This is a genomic window from Marinobacter pelagius (genome assembly GCF_900114925.1).
Classification (GTDB): Bacteria; Pseudomonadota; Gammaproteobacteria; order Pseudomonadales; family Oleiphilaceae; genus Marinobacter; species Marinobacter pelagius.
In genome coordinates this window covers 1-18,006 of the sequence record NZ_FOUR01000004.1, presented here as the reverse complement: position 1 = coordinate 18,006, position 18,006 = coordinate 1, and the positions used below count along the sequence as shown (strand labels likewise).

The window sequence follows — 18,006 nt, the reverse complement described above, 5'->3', positions numbered from 1 at the left end:
AGCTCAGAATCCCGCGAGAAAACCGGTTTGCTGGATGGTCATGTAAGCGGCCGTGCCGGCGGCAATGGAAAGCAGGGCATTACGCCGCCAGAGGTGAATGGCCACCACCAGCAATCCGGGAAGAACTGCATCCAGGCCCGGGAGGGCGGCATTCCAGTTACCCGAGCGGGTGAGGAACACAGTTGCAAGCAGGGCCATGACCGCAGCCGGCAGGTAGCGACCAAGATGCTTGATCAGCGGGTGTTCGGTGTGCCGTTCGAAGAACACGAAGGGGATCACCCGGGTGGCAAAGGTGGCGATGGCCGCGACGGCAATGAAGGAAAGCAGGTAGGTCATGTCAGCCATGGTTTGCGCCCTCGGTTGCACCGGTGTCCTTCAGGCGGCGGTAGTGGACCAGCAGAACGGCGGTCACGATGACAATAGCCCCGATCAGCTGGTGCGAGGGGGACAGCAGCAACATGGCGATACCGGCCGCGGCCGCTCCGGTCCAGAGCGGGAAGCCATCTTTCAGGGCCTTGTATTGTTCGATGGTGAGCACGATAAACAGGGCGACAAGGGCGAATTCGATGCCCGTGCTGTCGAAGGCCACGTTATCGCCCAAAAGGGCACCGATGGCACAGCCGATGACCCAGTAACACTGGTTGAATCCGGTAATGCGGAAGTCCACCTCCTGCTCATGGTGGCGGTCGGGGCCCCGGGGACGAGTGGTAAGCAGGGAATAGGTTTCGTCTGTCAGCCCGAAAATCAGGTAGGCCTTGCGCCAGCCTGCACCCCGGAACTGGCCCAGCAGCGACAGCCCGTAGAACAGGTGCCGGGCGTTCAGGACGAACATGGCCACAAAGACCTCGACCATGCCGGCGCCGGCGGCCAGCAGGCTGACCGCCAGAATCTGGCCGGCCCCGGCATAGATGAGCACGCCCATCAGTGGCGCCGCCCACCAGGGATAGTCCAGCTGGGTCGCGAACAGCACGCCGAAGGCCATTCCAAGCGGAATGTACCCGAACAGGATGGGAAGGGTCAGGCGAAAGACAGACTGGTTCATTAGCATCCAAACCGTTGAAAGCGACGCATGATAGTGAATCATGTCAGCATTTTGAAGCTGAGCTGTTGTTACGGGGCTTCTACCCGGCGCGTTAAATCCTTAACATACCCTTACTCACAGGAGGGATAATGACCGACGAAGCAGCCCTGCAACCAGAGCCGGACCCGCGCGAAGAGAAGTTCGTGGTGGATACGGAGCTACTCACCGTAGACCAGCTTCAGGGACTGGTTGAGGAGTACTGCACCCGCTACCATGGCCTCAATGATACAGAGAACCCTTTTGCCGAGAGGGAGCGTGTCATGGCAGCCGTCCGGCGGGGCGATCTGGTGGTCTGGTTCGATCCGGTAGAAAATACTGCCGGACTGGGCGTGCCCGAGTAGGGTAGAATCCCGCTGTATTTCCTGAAGCCGTGTGCGAGGTGGAATCTTGATCAGCGTATTGGTTGTCGACGACCACGAACTGGTGCGTTCCGGAATTACCCGGATGCTGGCGGACAACCCCGACATTGACGTGGTGGGTCAGGCATCGTCCGGAGAGGACGCCATCGAGTTTGTGCGCAAGAAACGGCCCGACATTGTCCTTATGGATATCCGTATGCCGGGTATCGGTGGCCTGGAGGCCACCCGCAAGATCCTCCGTATTGATGATTCCATCCGCGTGATTGTGGTGACCGCCTGCGCCGATGACCCCTATCCGACCCGGGTAATGCAGAGCGGCGCCAGTGCCTATATCACCAAGGGCGCGGACATCCAGGAGATGGTACGTGCCATCCGTCAGGCCCATTCCGGACAGCGTTATATCAGCCCCGAAATCGCCCAGAAGATGGCGCTCAAGCAGATCTCCGGAGACAAGGACGAGAATGGCGAGCTGTCGCTGTTCGAGCGGCTTTCCGAGCGGGAAATGCAGATTGCGATGATGGTGGTGGATTGCCAGAAGGTGCAGGACATTTCTGACAAGCTGTGCCTGAGCCCCAAGACCGTCAACAGCTACCGCTACCGGATTTTTGAAAAGCTGGAAATCTCCAGCGACGTGGAACTGGCCCTGATGGCCGTGCGGCTTGGATTGCTGGATGCCGACAAGGTCTGACCCCAAGCCCGACCAGAACGGGGAGTTCGACAGCAAAAACTTCCTGAAGCAGTTGACCGAAAGACCCGGCGTCTACCGGATGTATGACGCGGCGGGGGAGGTGCTGTATGTCGGCAAGGCCCGCAACCTGAAAAGGCGGGTCAGCAGCTATTTCCGCAAAACCGGCCTGGCACCCAAGACTGAAGCCCTGGTCGCCAAGATCGACTCCATCGAGGTCACCATTACCGGCAGCGAGACCGAAGCCCTGCTGCTGGAACAGAACCTGATCAAGTCCCTGCGGCCGCCCTATAACATCCTGCTGCGGGACGACAAGTCCTACCCCTATATCTATCTTTCCTCCCACACGGACTACCCGTCCCTGACCTTTCGACGGGGGCGGACCAAGAAAGGCGGCGGGACTTGGTTCGGACCTTTCCCGAGCTCCGGAGCGGTCAAGGAAAGTCTTAATATTCTGCAGAAGGTTTTCCGTATAAGATCCTGTAGTGAAAACTATTTCAGGAACCGGACGAGGCCTTGTCTGCAGTACCAGATCAACCGATGCAGCGCCCCTTGCGTGGGCTACATCAGCCCCGAGGAATACCAGGAAGACATCCGCCACGCGACCATGTTCCTCGAGGGCAAGAACCCGGCCATCATCCATGACCTGATGAACGCCATGGAAACGGCCTCGAAGAATCTCGAGTTCGAGAAGGCAGCAGCCTATCGGGATCAGATCAACCATCTTCGCCATGTCCAGGAGCAGCAATCCGTGGACAGTGCCGGGGGCGATGCGGATGTCATCGCCATTGCCCAGGACGCCGGAATCGTCTGCATTGTGGTGATCATCGTGCGCGGTGGCCGGGTGCTGGGCACCAAGGATTATTTCCCCCGGTATTCGATCGAACAGACCGAAGGGGAATTGCTCAGCGCTTTCCTGGGTCAGTATTATTTCGGGGGCAATACCCGCCGCGAGATTCCCCGGGACATTCTGGTCCCGGTCGAGGTTGAGGGCCAGGAATTGCTGGCCGAGGCGCTCTCCGAGGCGGCTAACCGCGAAACCCGTATCCGTGGTAATGTGCGCGGAGAACGACGCCGGTGGCTGGAACTGGCCATGACCAATGCCCGGCAGACCCTGCTGACACACCTGGCCAGCAAGGAGACCGTTTATCGCCGTTTGCTGGCGCTTCGAGACCTGCTGGAGCTGCCGGAAACCCCGTCGCGCATGGAATGTTTCGACATCAGCCACAGCCATGGGGAAAACACGGTCGCATCCTGTGTCGTTTTCGACGAGAATGGCCCGCTGAAGAGCGACTACCGGCTATATAACATTGAAAACGTCAAGGCCGGCGACGATTACGGCGCAATGCGCCAGGTGCTGACCAGGCGGTACAAGCGGATGGTCGCAGGTGAGGGCAAGCGTCCCGATCTGGTGTTTATCGACGGCGGTAAGGGCCAGTTGAATGTCGCCCGGGAGGTTTTCGACGAGCTCGGAATATCCGATATTCCGCTGATCGGTGTGGCAAAGGGGGTTACCCGCCGGGCCGGCATGGAGCAGCTCATAGATGCCATGACCGGGGACGTGTTCCGGGTACCGGCGGATTCGCCCGCGTTGCATCTGATTCAGCACATCCGGGACGAGTCCCATCGCTTCGCCATTACCGGTCACCGGGCGCGGCGGGACAAGAAAAGGCGCCAGTCCACCCTTGAGGGAATCGAAGGGGTTGGTCCTAAACGGCGTCGTGATCTGATCCGCTATTTCGGCGGAATCCAGGAGATCAGGAAGGCCAGCGTCGACGAGATGGCCAAGGTGCAGGGCATCAGCAAGGCCCTGGCGGAAACGATTTACGCAGCATTGCATGACGAATAGGAAGCCCATGAACCTGCCAAACCTGCTCACACTATCCCGCATCGTGATGATCCCCGTGTTCGTGGTGATCTTCTACCTGCCCGTGGAGTGGAGCTATATCGTCAGCGCATCGATCTTTGCCCTGGCAGGGATGACCGACTGGCTGGATGGCTATCTGGCCCGCAAACTCAACCAGAGCACGCCGTTCGGCGCCTTTCTGGATCCGGTTGCGGACAAGCTGATGGTGGCAGTGGCCCTGGCGGTGTTGATCGAGGAGCACTCGGCCGCGCTGCTGACCATTCCGGCCACCGTGATCATCGGCCGGGAAATCGTGATTTCCGCGCTACGGGAGTGGATGGCGGAAATGGGCAGTCGGGCAAGCGTGGCGGTTTCCTACATCGGCAAAATCAAGACAACTGCCCAGATGGCGGCCATCGTCGGTTTGCTGGCATTTCCCCCGGGCCAGACCCTGGCCTATGTGGCCATCGCCCTGCTGTATGTGGCGGCGGTACTGACCCTTTGGTCCATGATCCTTTATCTCAAAGCTGCCTGGAAGGACCTTTTTCCAGAAGCGGAATAGCCGGATTTTCCGGGCTCCGGCTTCAGTTTTCCTGCAGGCATCGGTGCACCCACAGCAAGGTTTCCTCCGCCAGCCGTCTGGCGGTGTTGCCGAAAGCTCCGACCACTTCGTCCAGCTCACTACTCGCAGCGGGCTCGGCTAACCGGCTGTTGCGCACACACAGGCTCTTGCGTGTCCGGTTATCCAGCACTTCCGCGTGCAGCTCAATCACAACCCGGATTTTCCCTTCGATTTTTTCTGCCTGGAAGGCAGAGAGCTCACTGATCAGCGTCAGGTCGGTGCTGGCCGCACTGGTGTCGGTCACAACATTGGCAAACCCCTGACTCTGGCGCAGGGTGTCGATCAGGTAATCGCGAACCAGTACCGGTGCGCTGTCACGCCAGCGGGCGTTGCCGTACATCTGGAATTCATGGGGGGTGGGCTTGGTCAGGATGCGGGTTCCGTTCACCGGCTCGGACGCCAGGGGTGTATCCACCCTCAGGGTCCTGGCATGGCGGAGTTCCAGGCGTTGGGCCGATTCCGCCGAGCCCAGGTCCATGACTCGCGGCGCCTCCGGGGTGGGGAAGATCGTACAGGCGGTCATGGCAAAGGCCGCGATTACCGGGGCGATTGCTCGCAAACAGCTTCTCATTGCTCAACTTCCTTGATGTTTGAACCTCCCAGGAGGGTACCCGCGGGATTTGCCTCCAGGCGCGTGGCAAACTGGTTCAGGTTGCGCAGGGCGCTGCGCAGTTCCCGGATGGCCGGCGTCAGCTCGCCAAGTCCCTGCAGACCGGCATCCAGCGCACCCTCATTGTTCCGGGTCAGATTATCCAATCGGGCCAGGGCCGGCTGGAGCGTTGAGAGTGCCCGGTCCATGGAGCTGAGCACCGGCGTGACCTTTTCCAGCAGGATGGCATTGGCATTGTCGGATACACTGGAGACCTTGATTGCCGCTTCTTCCGCCCGCACACCGGCGGCGTCGAACTGCTCCATCAGAGCCAGCAGCTCTGCCCGCTGGGCCAGCAATGAATCGGTTGCGCTCCGGGTGTTTTCCAGGATGCTGGCCATGTTTTCCAGGTTCTTCTCTGAGAACAGGTTATTGGCGTTGGTCAGCAGAATTTCGGTTTTCTCGATCAGTGCCTCGCCATTGGTGAGCAGGCTGCTGAAGGCCGAAGGATCTGCGGTGATCAGGGGCGGGTTGTTGCGGTTGCCTTCAAGCACAGGGCTTTCACTGGTGCCACCGCGGAACTGCACGCTCATACTGCCGGTGATATTGGCGAGGATCAGGCCCGCGTGGGTGTCCTTGCGAATGGGAACTTCCTTGTCGACCCGGACCAGCACACGCACGTGGCTCGGATTGGCCGGGTCGAGTGTCAACTCGAGTACCTCGCCCACCGGGACACCGCTGTAAAGCACCGGATTGCCCTCGGACAGGCCCGAAATCGGGTGATCGAAGCCGATCTGGTAATAGGCCCACTCCCGATCCGCTGAGGATTTGCCCAGCCACAGCGCGAACACAAGCGCAGCGCTGACCGCCAGGACAGTGAACAGGCCAATAATGACGTGGTGGGCCCGCGGCTCCATCAGACGTTTTCTCCTTGTTGCCTCGGTGTTCGGTTCGCCGCCGCATAGCTCGCGGCCCGGCCTCGTGGGCCATTGAAGTAATCCTGTATCCATTCATCCGGGTTGGCGGCAACCGTTTCCAGGGTGTCTGCCACCAGTACCCGTTTTTGTGATAACACGGCAACCCGGTCACAGGTGGAGTACAGGGTGTCCAGGTCATGGGTGACCAGGAAAACCGTCAGGCCCAGGGCGTTGCGGAGGGTCACGATCAGCTCATCGAAAGCCGCCGCGCCAATCGGATCCAGACCCGCCGTGGGCTCATCCAGAAACAGGATTTCCGGGTCCAGGGCCAGGGCCCGCGCCAGGCTCGCACGCTTGACCATACCACCGGACAGTTCCGCGGGATACTTGAGGGCGGCATCCGGTGGCAGGCCGGTCAGGGCAAGCTTCATGCGTGCCACTCGCTCGGCGTCCGGGCGCTTGAGCCTGGCATGCTCGATCAGGGGAACGGCAATGTTTTCCTGCAGGTTCAGCGAGGTAAACAGCGCACCGCCCTGGAACAGGACACCAAACCTCTGCTCCATTCGGGAACGGGCCCGCGGAGACAGGGCGTCCAGAGTTTCGCCAAAGACCCGTATATTGCCGGAGGTGGGTTTGCGCAGACCGATGATGCTACGCAGCAGCACCGATTTCCCGGTGCCTGAGCCGCCCACCACGCCGAGGATTTCTCCCCGGTACAGGTTCAGGTCCAGATCCTCGTGGACAACGTGTTCCCCGAAACGGTTACAGAGGTTGCTGACCTCGATAACCGGTTCTGCCTGATGTTGTGACTGCCTGGTACCTGCTACTGCCGCCATCGGTTACCACCCCATTTCCATAAAGAATAGCGCAGCGATGGCGTCCAGCAGTATTACGATGAAGATGGACTGGACCACACTGGACGTGGTGTGTTCGCCCACTGACTGGGCACTGCCGCCCACCTTGAAACCTTCCAGGCAGCCGATGACAGCGATCAGGAAGGCAAAGACAGGCGCCTTGGAGATGCCCACCAGGAAATGGCGGAGGGCGATATCCCGCTCGACAATGGCCAGGAACTGGGTGAGGGTGATGTCCAGTGACAGCACGCACACCAGGGCGCCGCCCACCATACCTGCCATCATGCCGACAAAGGTCAGGATGGGAAGGCTGATCATCATGGCCAGAACCCGGGGCAGAACCAGCAGTTCAATGGGACTCAGCCCCAGGGTGCGAATGGCATCCAGCTCTTCGTTGACCTTCATGGCGCCAATATGGGCTGTGAACGAACTGGCGGTCCGGCCTGCCAGCAGAATGGCGGCGAGCAGCACTCCGAATTCCCGCAGGAACGAGAAAGCCACCAGGTTGACGGTATAAATGGTGGCACCGAAGTCCTCCAGTACCGTGGCACCGAGAAAGGCGACAACGGCACCGACCAGAAAGGTCAGCAGGGCAACGATGGGCAGGGCGTTCAAGCCGGTGTCCTGGATCGAGGCGACGAACGGCGTTACCCGCCAGCGCTTTGGCCGCGGCAGCACCCAGGCCAGGGTGGCAAGGGTCTGGCCGATGAATCCGAGTAACACCCAGATCAGATGCCCCAGAGCTTCCACCTGCTGGCCAGTGTGGCCCAGGAACAGGCGAACCGGTGAAACCTTTGGGGGGGCCGGCTCCTGCCAGTCTTCCAGCGACCGTGCTACGGCCTGCAGCAGGGCTGCCTTTTCCTCTGGCAGGGATTCTTGTGTGGCAACATGCTGCTCCAGGGTTTCCGGTCCGAGAAAGGATGCCAGTACCGAGGCGCCAGCTGTGTCGATGTGCTCCAGGGCCGAAAGGTCCAGTCTCTCGGGAGTTTTGGCCCCGGCGGGGAGTGCAGCCAGTTGCTGCAACAGCGAGTGGTAGCCCGAGAGGGTCCAGTCGCCGGTAATGGTCAGCCCGCCGGACTCGAACCGGGCATTGCCGGGGCGGGAGCCGGTCGGGGCAGATGCCTGGGACTGGGAAGGGCTTGGGTCCATCTTTGGATACGTCCGGGCCTCGGGAAGTTATTGAATATCAAGCTAATGACAGCTTAGAGATTCAACTGCTTATCCGCCAGTATCTTTCGATCTTCCGCATCGTGACTGGCAAGGACCAGAACCTTGCCGGCGGCCTTGTGCCGGAGCAGCAAGGACCGCAACTGGGTGCGTGCCTCCGCATCGAGGCCCGTGAGAGGCTCATCCAGCAGCAGGATCGGCTGGTCCCTTAGTAGCGCCCGCAGCAAGGCTACACGCTGACGTTGCCCCCCGGACAGGTCCCCGGGCATGCGACTTTCAAAGCCGGCTATACCAACGCTGGCAAGCCCCCTGGAGATAGCCTGTTTCTGCTCCGCACTCAGCTTGAGCCCGGGATGCATGCCCAGGCCAATGTTGGTCTGTACGTCCAGGTGTTCGAACAGGTTGTGCTCCTGAAACAGGCTGGTTACCGGTCGATCCCAGGGTGGAAGCTCATTCAGTAATCTCCCTTCCCAGTGAATGCTGCCGGATTCCGGCGTCAGGAAACCGGCGAGCAGGTTCAGGAGGGTGGATTTCCCGGAACCGCTGGGGCCGTTTAAGGCAATACACTGTCCATGGTCGACCTGAAACGTGAATCGCCAAGTGGTTTCCGTGTCCGGGTAGCGGAATGTCAGGTCTTTCACCTCAAGCATGACGGGCCTCCGCAAGGGTCTTTAATGCATCCGGCTGATGTCTGCGCTGTTTGCGTCTGTAGCCGGGCAAGTTGAAGGCCGCAAAGACCAGCAGCAGCAAGGTCACCAGCCACAGGGCCGTGCCGGCGGCGAGTTCCAAGCGGTAACTGCCGAGTTGCTGGTAAAGCAGCACCGGTACCGTGGGTTGTCCCGGCGTGCCGAACAGCGCGATCACCCCGAAATCCCCTAGTGACAACCCGGTGCCGTAAGCCATGGCCAGGGCGAGGGGACGCTTGAGCCGGGGCCAGTGCAGCCAGCGCCAGCGATACCAGCCCAATAATCCAAGCTGGTCCGCCTGCTGTGCCGTTGCCTGATCCAGGCCGGTGAGCGGCCCCTTGAGGAGCTGGGTGACAAATGGCAGGGCCATCAGACCATTGATCAGCGCAACCAGCACCAGCCCCTGCGAGGAGTGCCCCAGGCTCGGCCGGAGGAGCAGAAACAGGCCCGTTCCAAGGACAATCGGAGGGACCATCAGGGGCACCGCGGTTGCCACCGAGGACAACCTGGCCAGATGCGAACCACCCCGACCGGCGAGGGCCAGCACAAGGAGCGCCGACAGCACCGAAAACGCGCCGGCGGGCAGGGCAATGGCGAAGCTTCGCAGCGTTGCGTGCCCCAGATCCGCGAGCGGGTTACCACCGTCAACGGCCACTGTGACAAGCCCCGGCAGGCCCCGGAACAGGATTGCGGCCAGTGGCAGAAGGAGAAAGAGGGTAAAGCACAGTAGCAGCACGATATCCCGAAACCGCGTGATGCCCTGGCTGTCTGGCCTGAGTATGGATTCCGAAAAGCTGCGTTGTGCCGAAAGGTTAGCAGACAAACCTCGACGAACCATCAAGAGCCAGATGGCACCACAGATCGCCAGTTGCACAATCGCCAGCAGGGCAGCGCGGCCGAAGTCGAATTCAAAGCGCAGAGACTGGTAGATGGCTACTTCAAGGGTTGTGGAGGCAGGACCTCCACCGAGAGTCATCACGATGGCAAAACTGGTAAAGCAGAGAGTGAACACCAGGGCCGCGATGCCTGGCAACACCCGGCGCACCGCCGGCCAGTCAAGGGTGCGCCAGAGCCACCAGCCGGTCAGGCCGAGCTGGCTGGCGACCCGTCGACGGGGCGCGGGGACCGATTCCAGTGCCTGGAGCAGGATACGGCCGGCCAACGGTGCATTGAAAAACACGTGGGCCAGCACGATGCCGTTCAGCCCGTAGAGATTCCAGCGGACCGTGGTCCAGTGTTCGATCACCGAGGTCAGCCAGCCGTGCCGGCCAAAGACCCCGACGAGGCCCGACACCGCCACGATTGTTGGCAGAACCAGGCTCAGTTCCATCATCCGTAACAGCAGGTTCCTGCCCGGGAACCGGGGCTGTCTGACCAGGGCAAGTGCAATGACCAGCCCCAGAGCCAGGCTGAGCAAAGTGGACAGGGTGGCCTGCCAGACGGTGAACTGAATGACATTGCTGAGATAGCGGTTTTGCCAGAGCTCGGACACCTCTGGCAGATGGGCCTGCCAGAGCAGCGCGGCCACACCGGCAATGGTCAATGCCAGCAGGCTGGCGGCGATGAGCAGGCCCGGGCCGATCTGCCAGCCCGGGTGGCTGAATGGCGCCTGGGTGGCACCGAACGGGGATTGACGCATTACGGGATCATGGCGTTGAGCCATTCATCCAGCCAGGATTTGCGTTTTTCGGCCACGGTGGCCGGGTCGATAAACAGGGTGTTGTCCGGCTGGATCAGTCGATCAAACACCACCGGTAATTCATCCCCCAGATCGATGGCCGGGTACATCACGTTCTTCAGGGGAATATGGCGCTGGAAATCTGCGGTCAGGATGAACTGCAGGAAGTCCCGGGCCAGTGCTTTCTGTTCCGAGGGTTCGACCAGAGCCGCCACTTCCACCTGCAGGTAATGACCCTCCTCGAACTCGGCTGCCTGGTAACGATCGGTCTTGTCGATGGCCATGTGGTAGGCCGGAGACGTGGAGTAGGAGAGAATCATCGGTGCCTCACCGTTCATGAACAGCGAGAAGTAGCCGTCACTCCAGCTCTTGGTAGTCGTCAGAATGTTGTCACTCAGGGCCTGCCACTTTTCGCCGGCCTGGTCGCCGTATACGGCCTTCATCCAGAGCAGCAGGCCAAGACCCGGTGTGCTGGTCCGGGGGTCCTGGATAATGATCTGGAGTTCCTCGGGTGCGTTGACCAGTTCCTCCAGGCTTTTCGGAGGGTTGGGTAACTGTTCGGTGTCGTAGACGAAGGCGAAATAACCCCAGTCGTAGGGCACAAACAGGGAATCCTGCCAGTCGACGGGCAGATCAAGGGAGTCGAGAGAGATGCTGTGCGGGGCTAGCAGGCCCGTCTGCCGGGCGGTTTCCATGGTGCCGGTGTCCAGTCCGAGAACCACGTCCGCGTCAGTGGAATTTCCCTCGAGGCGCAATCGCTGGAGTATGTCGCCTCCGCTATCGAGCACAACATATTCCAGGGTGCAGTCACACTGTTGCTCGAATGCTTCCTTTACGCCCGGTCCCGGTCCCCATTCGGCGGCGAATGACGGGTGGGTGTAGACAGTCAGGGTCTCGTTCCCGTGGGCCGCAGCGGCCAGGGCAAGGCCTGCAAAAAGGGTCAGGGAGCGTCTCAGCATGGTTGGTGTCCTCGGATTCGATCTGGGGAACCATGCCGCGGTTTCACCGGAACGGTGAATACTCAATCCCTTCGCCGGTACGAGCCGGATCAGGTTCCGCGGGTATGGTCTCAGCCCTCTGTTTTTCGTGCGGAGGGCACCCCGTTGAGTGGCGGACAGTATAGCACGTTAGCCTTTGCGACCGGCAGTCATCGAGTTTGCCTATCAGCGTCATTGTGTCGCATATAGCCATGGGATCTATGCTTAGAACCAAAAGTGTGATTAAGTGTGTGACGTAACGACAGACACTCCCGACGGAGGAATGACTATGCAAATGCCTGTAGTCACACATTTCTTTGATGAACCGACCAATACTTTCAGCTACGTAGTAAAGGATCCCGAGAGCAACGCCTGCGCCATCGTGGATTCCGTGCTGGATTTCGACTACGCCGCCGGCCGGACCGATGTCCGTTCTGCCGACGAGATCATCCGTTTCGTAAAGGATGGCGGCCTGAAGGTCGAGTGGATACTCGAAACCCACGTTCACGCCGACCATCTTTCTGCAGCGCCTTACCTGCAGGAAAAACTGGGCGGCAAGACCGGCATCGGCCAGAAGATCGTCGATGTCCAGGAAATTTTCGGCAAGGCCTTTAACGCCGGAACCGAGTTTGCCCGTGACGGCAGCCAGTTTGATCGGCTGTTCGAGGAAGGGGATACCTTCCAGATTGGCAACCTCGAAGGGCGGGTGTTGCATACTCCCGGCCACACGCCTGCGTGCCTGACCTACGTCATTGGTGACGCAGCGTTTGTCGGCGACACCCTGTTTGCGCCGGATTCCGGCACTGCCCGCTGTGATTTTCCCGGCGGTGACGCTCACACCCTTTATCGCTCGGTCCAGAAGGTTCTGGCACTGCCCGGTGAGACCCGGATCTTCCTGTGCCACGACTACAAGGCGCCGGGGCGGGACGAGTTCCAGCATGAAACCACGGTTGCCGAGCAACGGGCCAACAATATCCACGTTCGCGAAGGCATGACCGAGGACGATTTCGTCCGGCTGCGGACTGAGCGGGATGCCACGCTCAGCATGCCCCGCCTGATCCTGCCGTCAGTGCAGGTGAACATGCGGGCAGGTGAAATGCCTCCCGCCGAGGACAACGGACAGGTTTACCTGAAAGTGCCGATCAACCGCTTCTGACAGAGGGTACGCCATGAAGATTCATTATCTTGAACCGGAGTTCGCGGTTGCGGATACCGTGGCTATCGAGGATCTCCCGGAAATCCGGGAAAAGGGCTTCCGGACGCTGATCTGTAACCGGCGCCCGGGGGAAGAGGGTTATGCCGGTGAGGAGGCCTACGCAGAGGCTGCCGCCAACGCGGGCCTCGAGTGGGTATGTGTCCCGGTGGCATCCGGCGAGTATTCCGACGCCGACGTGGAAGCGTTCGGCCAAGCTCTGGAACGCGTGCCTTCGCCCATCCTCGGGTTTTGCCGGACCGGCCGTCGTGCCGTTCACATGTGGGCCCAGGCCCGTGCCCGGGAACCCCAGTGCAGTATCCCAATGCTCCTCAAGGCGGCCCATGAGGCTGGCCATGATCCTCAGCCCATCCGGGAACTGCTGGAAAAGTAACGTTTGAATATTGAGCTCGACGGACAGGGAGGTCCCTTGCTATCGCGGAGTTGAAGACCAGATGAAACCTAACCAAGACGTCGATCAATCCTCCCTGAAATACCATGATGTGGTCATCATCGGGGCCGGGGCTGGCGGAATTGCGACCGCTGCAAGCCTGTTGAAACGCCAGAAGGACCTGGACATCGCAATCATTGATTCCTGTGAAATTCATTACTACCAGCCGGGCTGGACCATGGTTGGTGGCGGCGTATTTTCCGCTGAAAGCACACGCCGCAAGACCGAAACCGTTATCCCCCGCGGTTGCCAGTGGTATCGGGTGGCAGCAGAACAGGTGGATCCTGACGCCCAGGTGGTTACCCTGACCGACCGTCGGCGTATCGGCTACCAGCGTCTGGTTCTGGCTCCTGGATTGGTGCTGGACTGGGGCGCAGTGGCAGGACTTGAAGAAACCCTGGGCCAGAACGGTGTCACGTCAAACTATCGCTACGATCTCGCACCCTATACCTGGTCCCTTGTGGAGCAGCTGGAAAAAGGCAAGGCGCTTTTTGTGCAGCCTCCGATGCCGATCAAATGTGCCGGCGCGCCTCAGAAGGCCATGTACCTGTCAGCGGACGAATGGCTCCGTAAGGGCAGACTGAAGAACATTGATGTTTCTTACCATTCCGCCGGACAAGTGCTTTTCGGTGTTGAGGATTACGTACCCGAGCTACAGAGATATATCGATCGCTACGATATCGAGCTGTGTTTTGAAGAGCGGCTCATTGCAGTCGATGGCACGAGTAAGACAGCTCATTTTGTCAGGCGTACCGGAGATCAGCAGGAAATAGTCGACCGGCCTTTCGACATGCTTCACGTTGTTCCCGCCCAACGTGCCCCGGAGTTCGTTGGTAAGTCCGGACTGGCAAATCAGGATGGCTGGATCGATCTTGATCCTGAAACCCTGCAGCATGTCCGATACCCGACTATATTCGGGCTAGGCGATGCCAGCGGAACACCCAACGCCAAGACCATGGCGGCGGTACGAAAGCAGGCACCGGTCGTGGCGGCAAATCTCCTTGCGTCGCTGCAGGATAAAGAGTTGCCTGCCGCCTATCTCGGCTATGGTTCCTGCCCGCTGACAGTTGAGCATGGCAGAATCGTGCTTGCCGAGTTCGGCTATGGTGGCAAGCTCCAGCCAAGCTTCCCGAGCTGGATCAATGATGGCACCAAGGCAACCCGAATGGCCTGGTTTCTGAAGGCGAAGCAGTTGCCCTGGCTTTACTGGAACGGGATGCTCAAGGGTCGGGAATGGATGGCGGCACCGGCCGCACGAAAGTCTGATATCAGGGAGTGAGAAACATGTCGGATCGGTTAGCCCGGTTCCTGCCCATTCTGAACTGGCTTAAGGACTACAGGGGCGACACGTTTGTCAGCGATGCGCTGGCGGCAGTGATTGTTACCCTGATGCTGGTGCCCCAGGCGCTTGCTTATGCCTTGCTGGCAGGCCTCCCTCCCGAGGTTGGCCTGTATGCCAGTATGATCCCGCTGGTGGCGTATGCACTGCTTGGAACCAGTGCGACACTTGCGGTCGGGCCTGTAGCCGTTGCTTCCCTGATGACGGCGTCTGCACTCGGTGGTATCGCTGAAGCGGGCACCCCCGAGTACGTCGGTGCCGCGCTGGTGCTGGCCTCGCTCTCCGGCCTGATGCTGTTTGCCATGGGGTTGTTGCGACTTGGCTTTCTGGCCAATTTTCTCAGTCATCCGGTGATTTCCGGGTTTGTGACTGCTTCGGGCATCCTGATCGCCGGCAGCCAGCTTGGTCATATCCTTGGTATCCAGGGCGGCGGCCACAACCTGCTGGAAATGGTTGAGGGGCTGTGGCAGCAGCTGGGCGGGATCAATCCGGTGACCCTGCTGATCGGTGGTGGAGCCCTGGTTTTCCTCTATCTGTCTCGCAAATTCCTCAAGCGGGGCCTGACCGGGATTGGATTTTCCGAGCGGCTGGCGGACCTGACCACCAAGGCCGCACCGGTTACTGCGGTCATCGTCACCACAGCCGCTGCCTGGTATTTCGATCTTGGCACTGCGGGGGTAAACCTGGTGGGAGAAGTGCCCAGTGGTCTTCCGGATATCAGCCTGCCGTCCATGGATCCGGATATCTGGACAACCCTGATACCCGCTGCCATCCTGATCAGTCTTGTCGGGTTTGTGGAGTCTGTGTCGGTTGCGCAGACCCTTGCGGCCAAGAGGCGTCAGCGGATTGATCCTGATTCCGAGCTGATCGCCCTGGGCCTGGCCAACGTGGCCGCAGGCGTCAGCGGTGGTTCGCCGGTATCCGGCGGATTCTCAAGATCTGTTGTCAACTTCGAGGCCGGTGCCCAGACACCGATTGCCGGTGCTCTGACTGCGGTCGGTATCGCCGTTGCGACGCTTACCCTGACCGGACTGCTCGCATTCCTGCCCAAGGCGACCCTGGCAGCAACCATCATTATCGCCGTGAGCACGCTGATTGACCTGCCGGCTATCAAACGGACTCTGGCTTACTCGAAGGCCGACGGAGCGGCCATGTTGGCCACGATCATCCTGACCCTGGTTCAGGGGGTCGAGGCCGGCATTATTGTGGGAGTTGCCCTGTCGATCGGGCTGTACCTGTATCGTACCAGCCGGCCTCACAGCGCCGTGGTGGGACGGATTCCAGGGACGGAACATTTCCGGAACGTTCAGCGCCACAAGGTGGAAATCGACGACAGTACCGTTGTGCTGCGAGTTGACGAGAGCCTGTATTTCGCTAACGCCCGCTATCTCGAGGAAACGGTTCTTGAGCTGGTGTCCGACAACCCGGAAATGAAGAATCTGGTGCTAGCCTGCCAGGCGGTCAATGAAATTGATGCCTCTGCCCTTGAAAGCCTGGAAGCGATCAACAGCCGTCTGGAGGATGCGGGTATACGTCTGCACCTGGCCGAAGTGAAGGGGCCGGTTATGGATCGCCTGCAACGGACGCATTTCTGTGAGGAGCTGACGGGTCAGATTTTTCTCAGTACTTACGATGCATGGAAGGCACTGGCAAAAAAGCCAACTATCCTTTTTAAAACTAACTGACGTTCCTGCTGGAGGTTCCCATGGAACTTGATCCTCTGTTGCTATCGCGAATCCAGTTCGCGTTTGTGGTGTCATTTCACGCCATCTTTCCGGTGTTTACCATCGGTTTGGCCTCCTATATTGCGGTGCTGGAGGCCCTGGGCTTCAAGACCGGCAATCCGGTGTGGCTGAAGCTCTCGGGCTTCTGGACCAAGGTCTTTGCCGTGGTGTTCGGCATGGGTGTGGTCTCGGGCATCGTGATGTCGTTCCAGTTCGGGACCAACTGGAGCAACTTCTCCCAGGCCACCGCCAATTTCCTCGGGCCGGTGCTCAGCTATGAGGTGATCACGGCGTTCTTCCTGGAGGCCGCGTTCCTGGGCGTGCTGCTGTTCGGCCGCAACAAGGTTCCGGCCGGCGTGCACCTGTTCGCCGCCATCATGGTGGCCACCGGCACCTTCATCTCGTCGTTCTGGATTCTCTCCGCCAACAGCTGGATGCAGACCCCGGCCGGCTTCGAGCTGATTGACGGTGTGTTCCACGTCACCTCCTGGAGTGAGGCGATCTTCAATCCCTCCTTCCAGTACCGCTTCATGCACATGGGTCTCGCCTCGTTCCTGACCGGCAGCTTCGTGGTGGCCGGCGTCAGTGCCTGGTACATCCTCCGTGGGCGGGAAGTGGAAGCCAACCGCAAGGCGCTGTCCATGTGTCTGTGGCTGATCCTGTTCATCGCCCCGGCACAGCTGATCGTGGGTGACTTCCACGGCCTGAACACCCTGGAGCATCAGCCCACCAAGGTGGCGGCGATGGAAGGCAACTGGGAGACCTCCCCCAACGTGCCGCTGCTGCTGTTCGCCATTCCGGACCAGGAAGCCCAGACCAACCATTTCGAGATCGGCATTCCCAGCCTGGCCAGCCTGATCCTGACCCACGAGTGGGACGGGGTGGTGCCGGGTCTGAAGGACGTGCCCCGGGCGGAACAGCCGCCGGTGGCCATCGTGTTCTGGTCGTTCCGGATCATGGTCGGGATCGGTACCCTGATGATCCTGGTGGGCCTGACCGGCCTGGCGCTGCGTCGCGGTGGCCGCTACTTCCAGTCCACCTGGTTCCTGCAGGTATTGCGGGTGATGAGCATTGCCCCGTTCATTGCCGTGTTGACCGGCTGGTTCGTCACCGAAGTGGGCCGGGCCCCGTGGCTGGTGTACGGCCTCATGGACCAGGCCTCGGCGGTGACCCCGTCACTCACCGGTGGCATGGCGCTGTTCACCCTGATCGGCTACATCGTGGTCTACGCGGCGGTGTTCTCCGCCGGGGTCTACTACCTGATGCGGGTGCTGTACGTGGGTCTGGAAGACCAGCATGACGAGGAAGAGCACGAAGCCGACCGTCCGGCCCGGCCGCTCTCCGCGGCTCATGTACCGTTCGAATACGGCGACGACAAACACCGCAACCCGGCCAAGCAGGGAGGTCACTGATTATGGAACTGTTCGATCTGCCCCTGATCTGGGCATTTATTATCGGCTTCGGCATCATCATGTATGTGCTGATGGACGGCTTCGACCTGGGGGTCGGCATCCTGTTTCCGTTCGCCCCCAGCGAGGGTGACCGGGACACCATGATGAACTCCGTGGCCCCGGTGTGGGACGGCAACGAGACCTGGCTGGTGCTGGGCGGTGCCGGCCTGCTGGCCGCCTTCCCGATGGTCTACACCATCTTCCTGCCGGCGTTGTACATCGGCGTGTTCCTGCTGCTGGCCGGCCTGATCTTCCGGGGCGTGGCCTTTGAGTTCCGGTTCAAGGCCCGTACTTCCCGCTACCTGTGGAACTGGGCCTTTGCCGGTGGCTCCACCATCGCCTCCTTCGCCCAGGGCGCGGTGGTCGGTGCCTACATCCAGGGCTTCAA

General features: G+C 60.4%; 19 protein-coding genes and 1 riboswitch. Of the genes, 10 read left to right on the top strand and 9 right to left on the bottom strand.

Features of this window, described 5'->3' with window-relative positions; genetic code table 11:
* Window positions 1-3: 3 nt before the first annotated feature.
* Window positions 4-345: a branched-chain amino acid transporter permease gene (locus tag BM254_RS09525; protein WP_092002320.1), complete on the bottom strand. Its 342-nt coding sequence runs from the start codon at window positions 343-345 to the stop codon at window positions 4-6.
* Complete coding sequence (locus BM254_RS09520; protein ID WP_092002317.1) at window positions 338-1,042, bottom strand: AzlC family ABC transporter permease; 705 nt, start codon at window positions 1,040-1,042, stop codon at window positions 338-340. Before BM254_RS09520 ends, BM254_RS09525 begins: the two co-directional genes overlap by 8 nt.
* A gap of 128 nt (window positions 1,043-1,170) precedes the next feature.
* Here BM254_RS09520 and BM254_RS09515 point away from each other — a divergent pair, with 128 nt between their 5' ends.
* The 4 genes from BM254_RS09515 to pgsA are packed head-to-tail and all read left to right on the top strand — an operon-like array spanning window position 1,171 to window position 4,533.
* Window positions 1,171-1,422, top strand: a complete 252-nt coding sequence (locus tag BM254_RS09515; RefSeq protein WP_092002314.1) for a hypothetical protein — start codon at window positions 1,171-1,173, stop codon at window positions 1,420-1,422.
* 46 nt (window positions 1,423-1,468) lie between these two features.
* Complete coding sequence (gene uvrY / locus BM254_RS09510; RefSeq protein WP_092002311.1) at window positions 1,469-2,128, top strand: UvrY/SirA/GacA family response regulator transcription factor; 660 nt, start codon at window positions 1,469-1,471, stop codon at window positions 2,126-2,128.
* Entirely contained in the window at window positions 2,112-3,974 is a 1,863-nt protein-coding gene (uvrC, locus tag BM254_RS09505; protein ID WP_092002308.1) for an excinuclease ABC subunit UvrC, read from the top strand. The genes uvrY and uvrC overlap by 17 nt, the downstream gene beginning before the upstream one ends.
* A 7-nt stretch (window positions 3,975-3,981) precedes the next feature.
* Window positions 3,982-4,533, top strand: coding sequence for a CDP-diacylglycerol--glycerol-3-phosphate 3-phosphatidyltransferase (pgsA, locus tag BM254_RS09500; RefSeq protein ID WP_092002305.1), 552 nt, complete (start codon window positions 3,982-3,984; stop codon window positions 4,531-4,533).
* Between the two features lie 22 nt (window positions 4,534-4,555).
* Here the strand turns inward: pgsA and BM254_RS09495 are convergent, their stop codons facing one another.
* From BM254_RS09495 to thiB, 7 genes are read right to left on the bottom strand one after another with little or no spacing between them, the layout of a single operon-like run.
* The gene (locus BM254_RS09495) at window positions 4,556-5,164 is read right to left on the bottom strand and encodes an ABC-type transport auxiliary lipoprotein family protein (protein ID WP_092002302.1); all 609 of its coding nucleotides are present in this window, start codon (window positions 5,162-5,164) and stop codon (window positions 4,556-4,558) included.
* Window positions 5,161-6,099: an MlaD family protein gene (locus BM254_RS09490; protein WP_092002299.1), complete on the bottom strand. Its 939-nt coding sequence runs from the start codon at window positions 6,097-6,099 to the stop codon at window positions 5,161-5,163. The genes BM254_RS09495 and BM254_RS09490 overlap by 4 nt, the downstream gene beginning before the upstream one ends.
* Window positions 6,099-6,935, bottom strand: a complete 837-nt coding sequence (locus tag BM254_RS09485; protein WP_092002296.1) for an ABC transporter ATP-binding protein — start codon at window positions 6,933-6,935, stop codon at window positions 6,099-6,101. Before BM254_RS09485 ends, BM254_RS09490 begins: the two co-directional genes overlap by 1 nt.
* 3 nt (window positions 6,936-6,938) lie before the next feature.
* The gene (locus BM254_RS09480) at window positions 6,939-8,102 is read right to left on the bottom strand and encodes an ABC transporter permease (protein WP_092002293.1); all 1,164 of its coding nucleotides are present in this window, start codon (window positions 8,100-8,102) and stop codon (window positions 6,939-6,941) included.
* A 53-nt stretch (window positions 8,103-8,155) separates the two neighbouring features.
* The gene (locus BM254_RS09475; RefSeq protein ID WP_092002290.1) at window positions 8,156-8,770 is read right to left on the bottom strand and encodes a thiamine ABC transporter ATP-binding protein; all 615 of its coding nucleotides are present in this window, start codon (window positions 8,768-8,770) and stop codon (window positions 8,156-8,158) included.
* On the bottom strand, window positions 8,763-10,445 hold the full coding sequence (thiP, locus tag BM254_RS09470; protein ID WP_092002287.1) for a thiamine/thiamine pyrophosphate ABC transporter permease: 1,683 nt from the start codon (window positions 10,443-10,445) through the stop codon (window positions 8,763-8,765). Before thiP ends, BM254_RS09475 begins: the two co-directional genes overlap by 8 nt.
* Complete coding sequence (gene thiB / locus BM254_RS09465) at window positions 10,445-11,443, bottom strand: thiamine ABC transporter substrate binding subunit (RefSeq protein ID WP_092002284.1); 999 nt, start codon at window positions 11,441-11,443, stop codon at window positions 10,445-10,447. The genes thiP and thiB overlap by 1 nt, the downstream gene beginning before the upstream one ends.
* 49 nt (window positions 11,444-11,492) lie before the next feature.
* Window positions 11,493-11,597: riboswitch (TPP riboswitch) on the bottom strand.
* Between the two features lie 153 nt (window positions 11,598-11,750).
* On the opposite strand from thiB, the gene BM254_RS09460 reads away from it, so the two are divergent.
* The 6 genes from BM254_RS09460 to BM254_RS09435 form a co-directional block, all read left to right on the top strand.
* Complete coding sequence (locus BM254_RS09460; protein WP_092002281.1) at window positions 11,751-12,617, top strand: MBL fold metallo-hydrolase; 867 nt, start codon at window positions 11,751-11,753, stop codon at window positions 12,615-12,617.
* A 13-nt stretch (window positions 12,618-12,630) separates the two neighbouring features.
* Window positions 12,631-13,047, top strand: coding sequence for a protein tyrosine phosphatase family protein (locus BM254_RS09455; RefSeq protein ID WP_092002278.1), 417 nt, complete (start codon window positions 12,631-12,633; stop codon window positions 13,045-13,047).
* A gap of 61 nt (window positions 13,048-13,108) precedes the next feature.
* The gene (locus tag BM254_RS09450) at window positions 13,109-14,383 is read left to right on the top strand and encodes an NAD(P)/FAD-dependent oxidoreductase (protein WP_092002277.1); all 1,275 of its coding nucleotides are present in this window, start codon (window positions 13,109-13,111) and stop codon (window positions 14,381-14,383) included.
* 5 nt (window positions 14,384-14,388) lie between these two features.
* A complete protein-coding gene (locus tag BM254_RS09445; RefSeq protein ID WP_092002274.1) occupies window positions 14,389-16,128 on the top strand; it encodes a SulP family inorganic anion transporter in 1,740 nt (579 codons plus the stop codon).
* Window positions 16,129-16,148: 20 nt separating this feature from the next.
* A complete protein-coding gene (locus BM254_RS09440) occupies window positions 16,149-17,579 on the top strand; it encodes a cytochrome ubiquinol oxidase subunit I (RefSeq protein WP_092002271.1) in 1,431 nt (476 codons plus the stop codon).
* Between the two features lie 2 nt (window positions 17,580-17,581).
* A partial coding sequence (locus BM254_RS09435; RefSeq protein WP_139227055.1) for a cytochrome d ubiquinol oxidase subunit II occupies window positions 17,582-18,006 on the top strand: 425 nt, incomplete at its 3' end.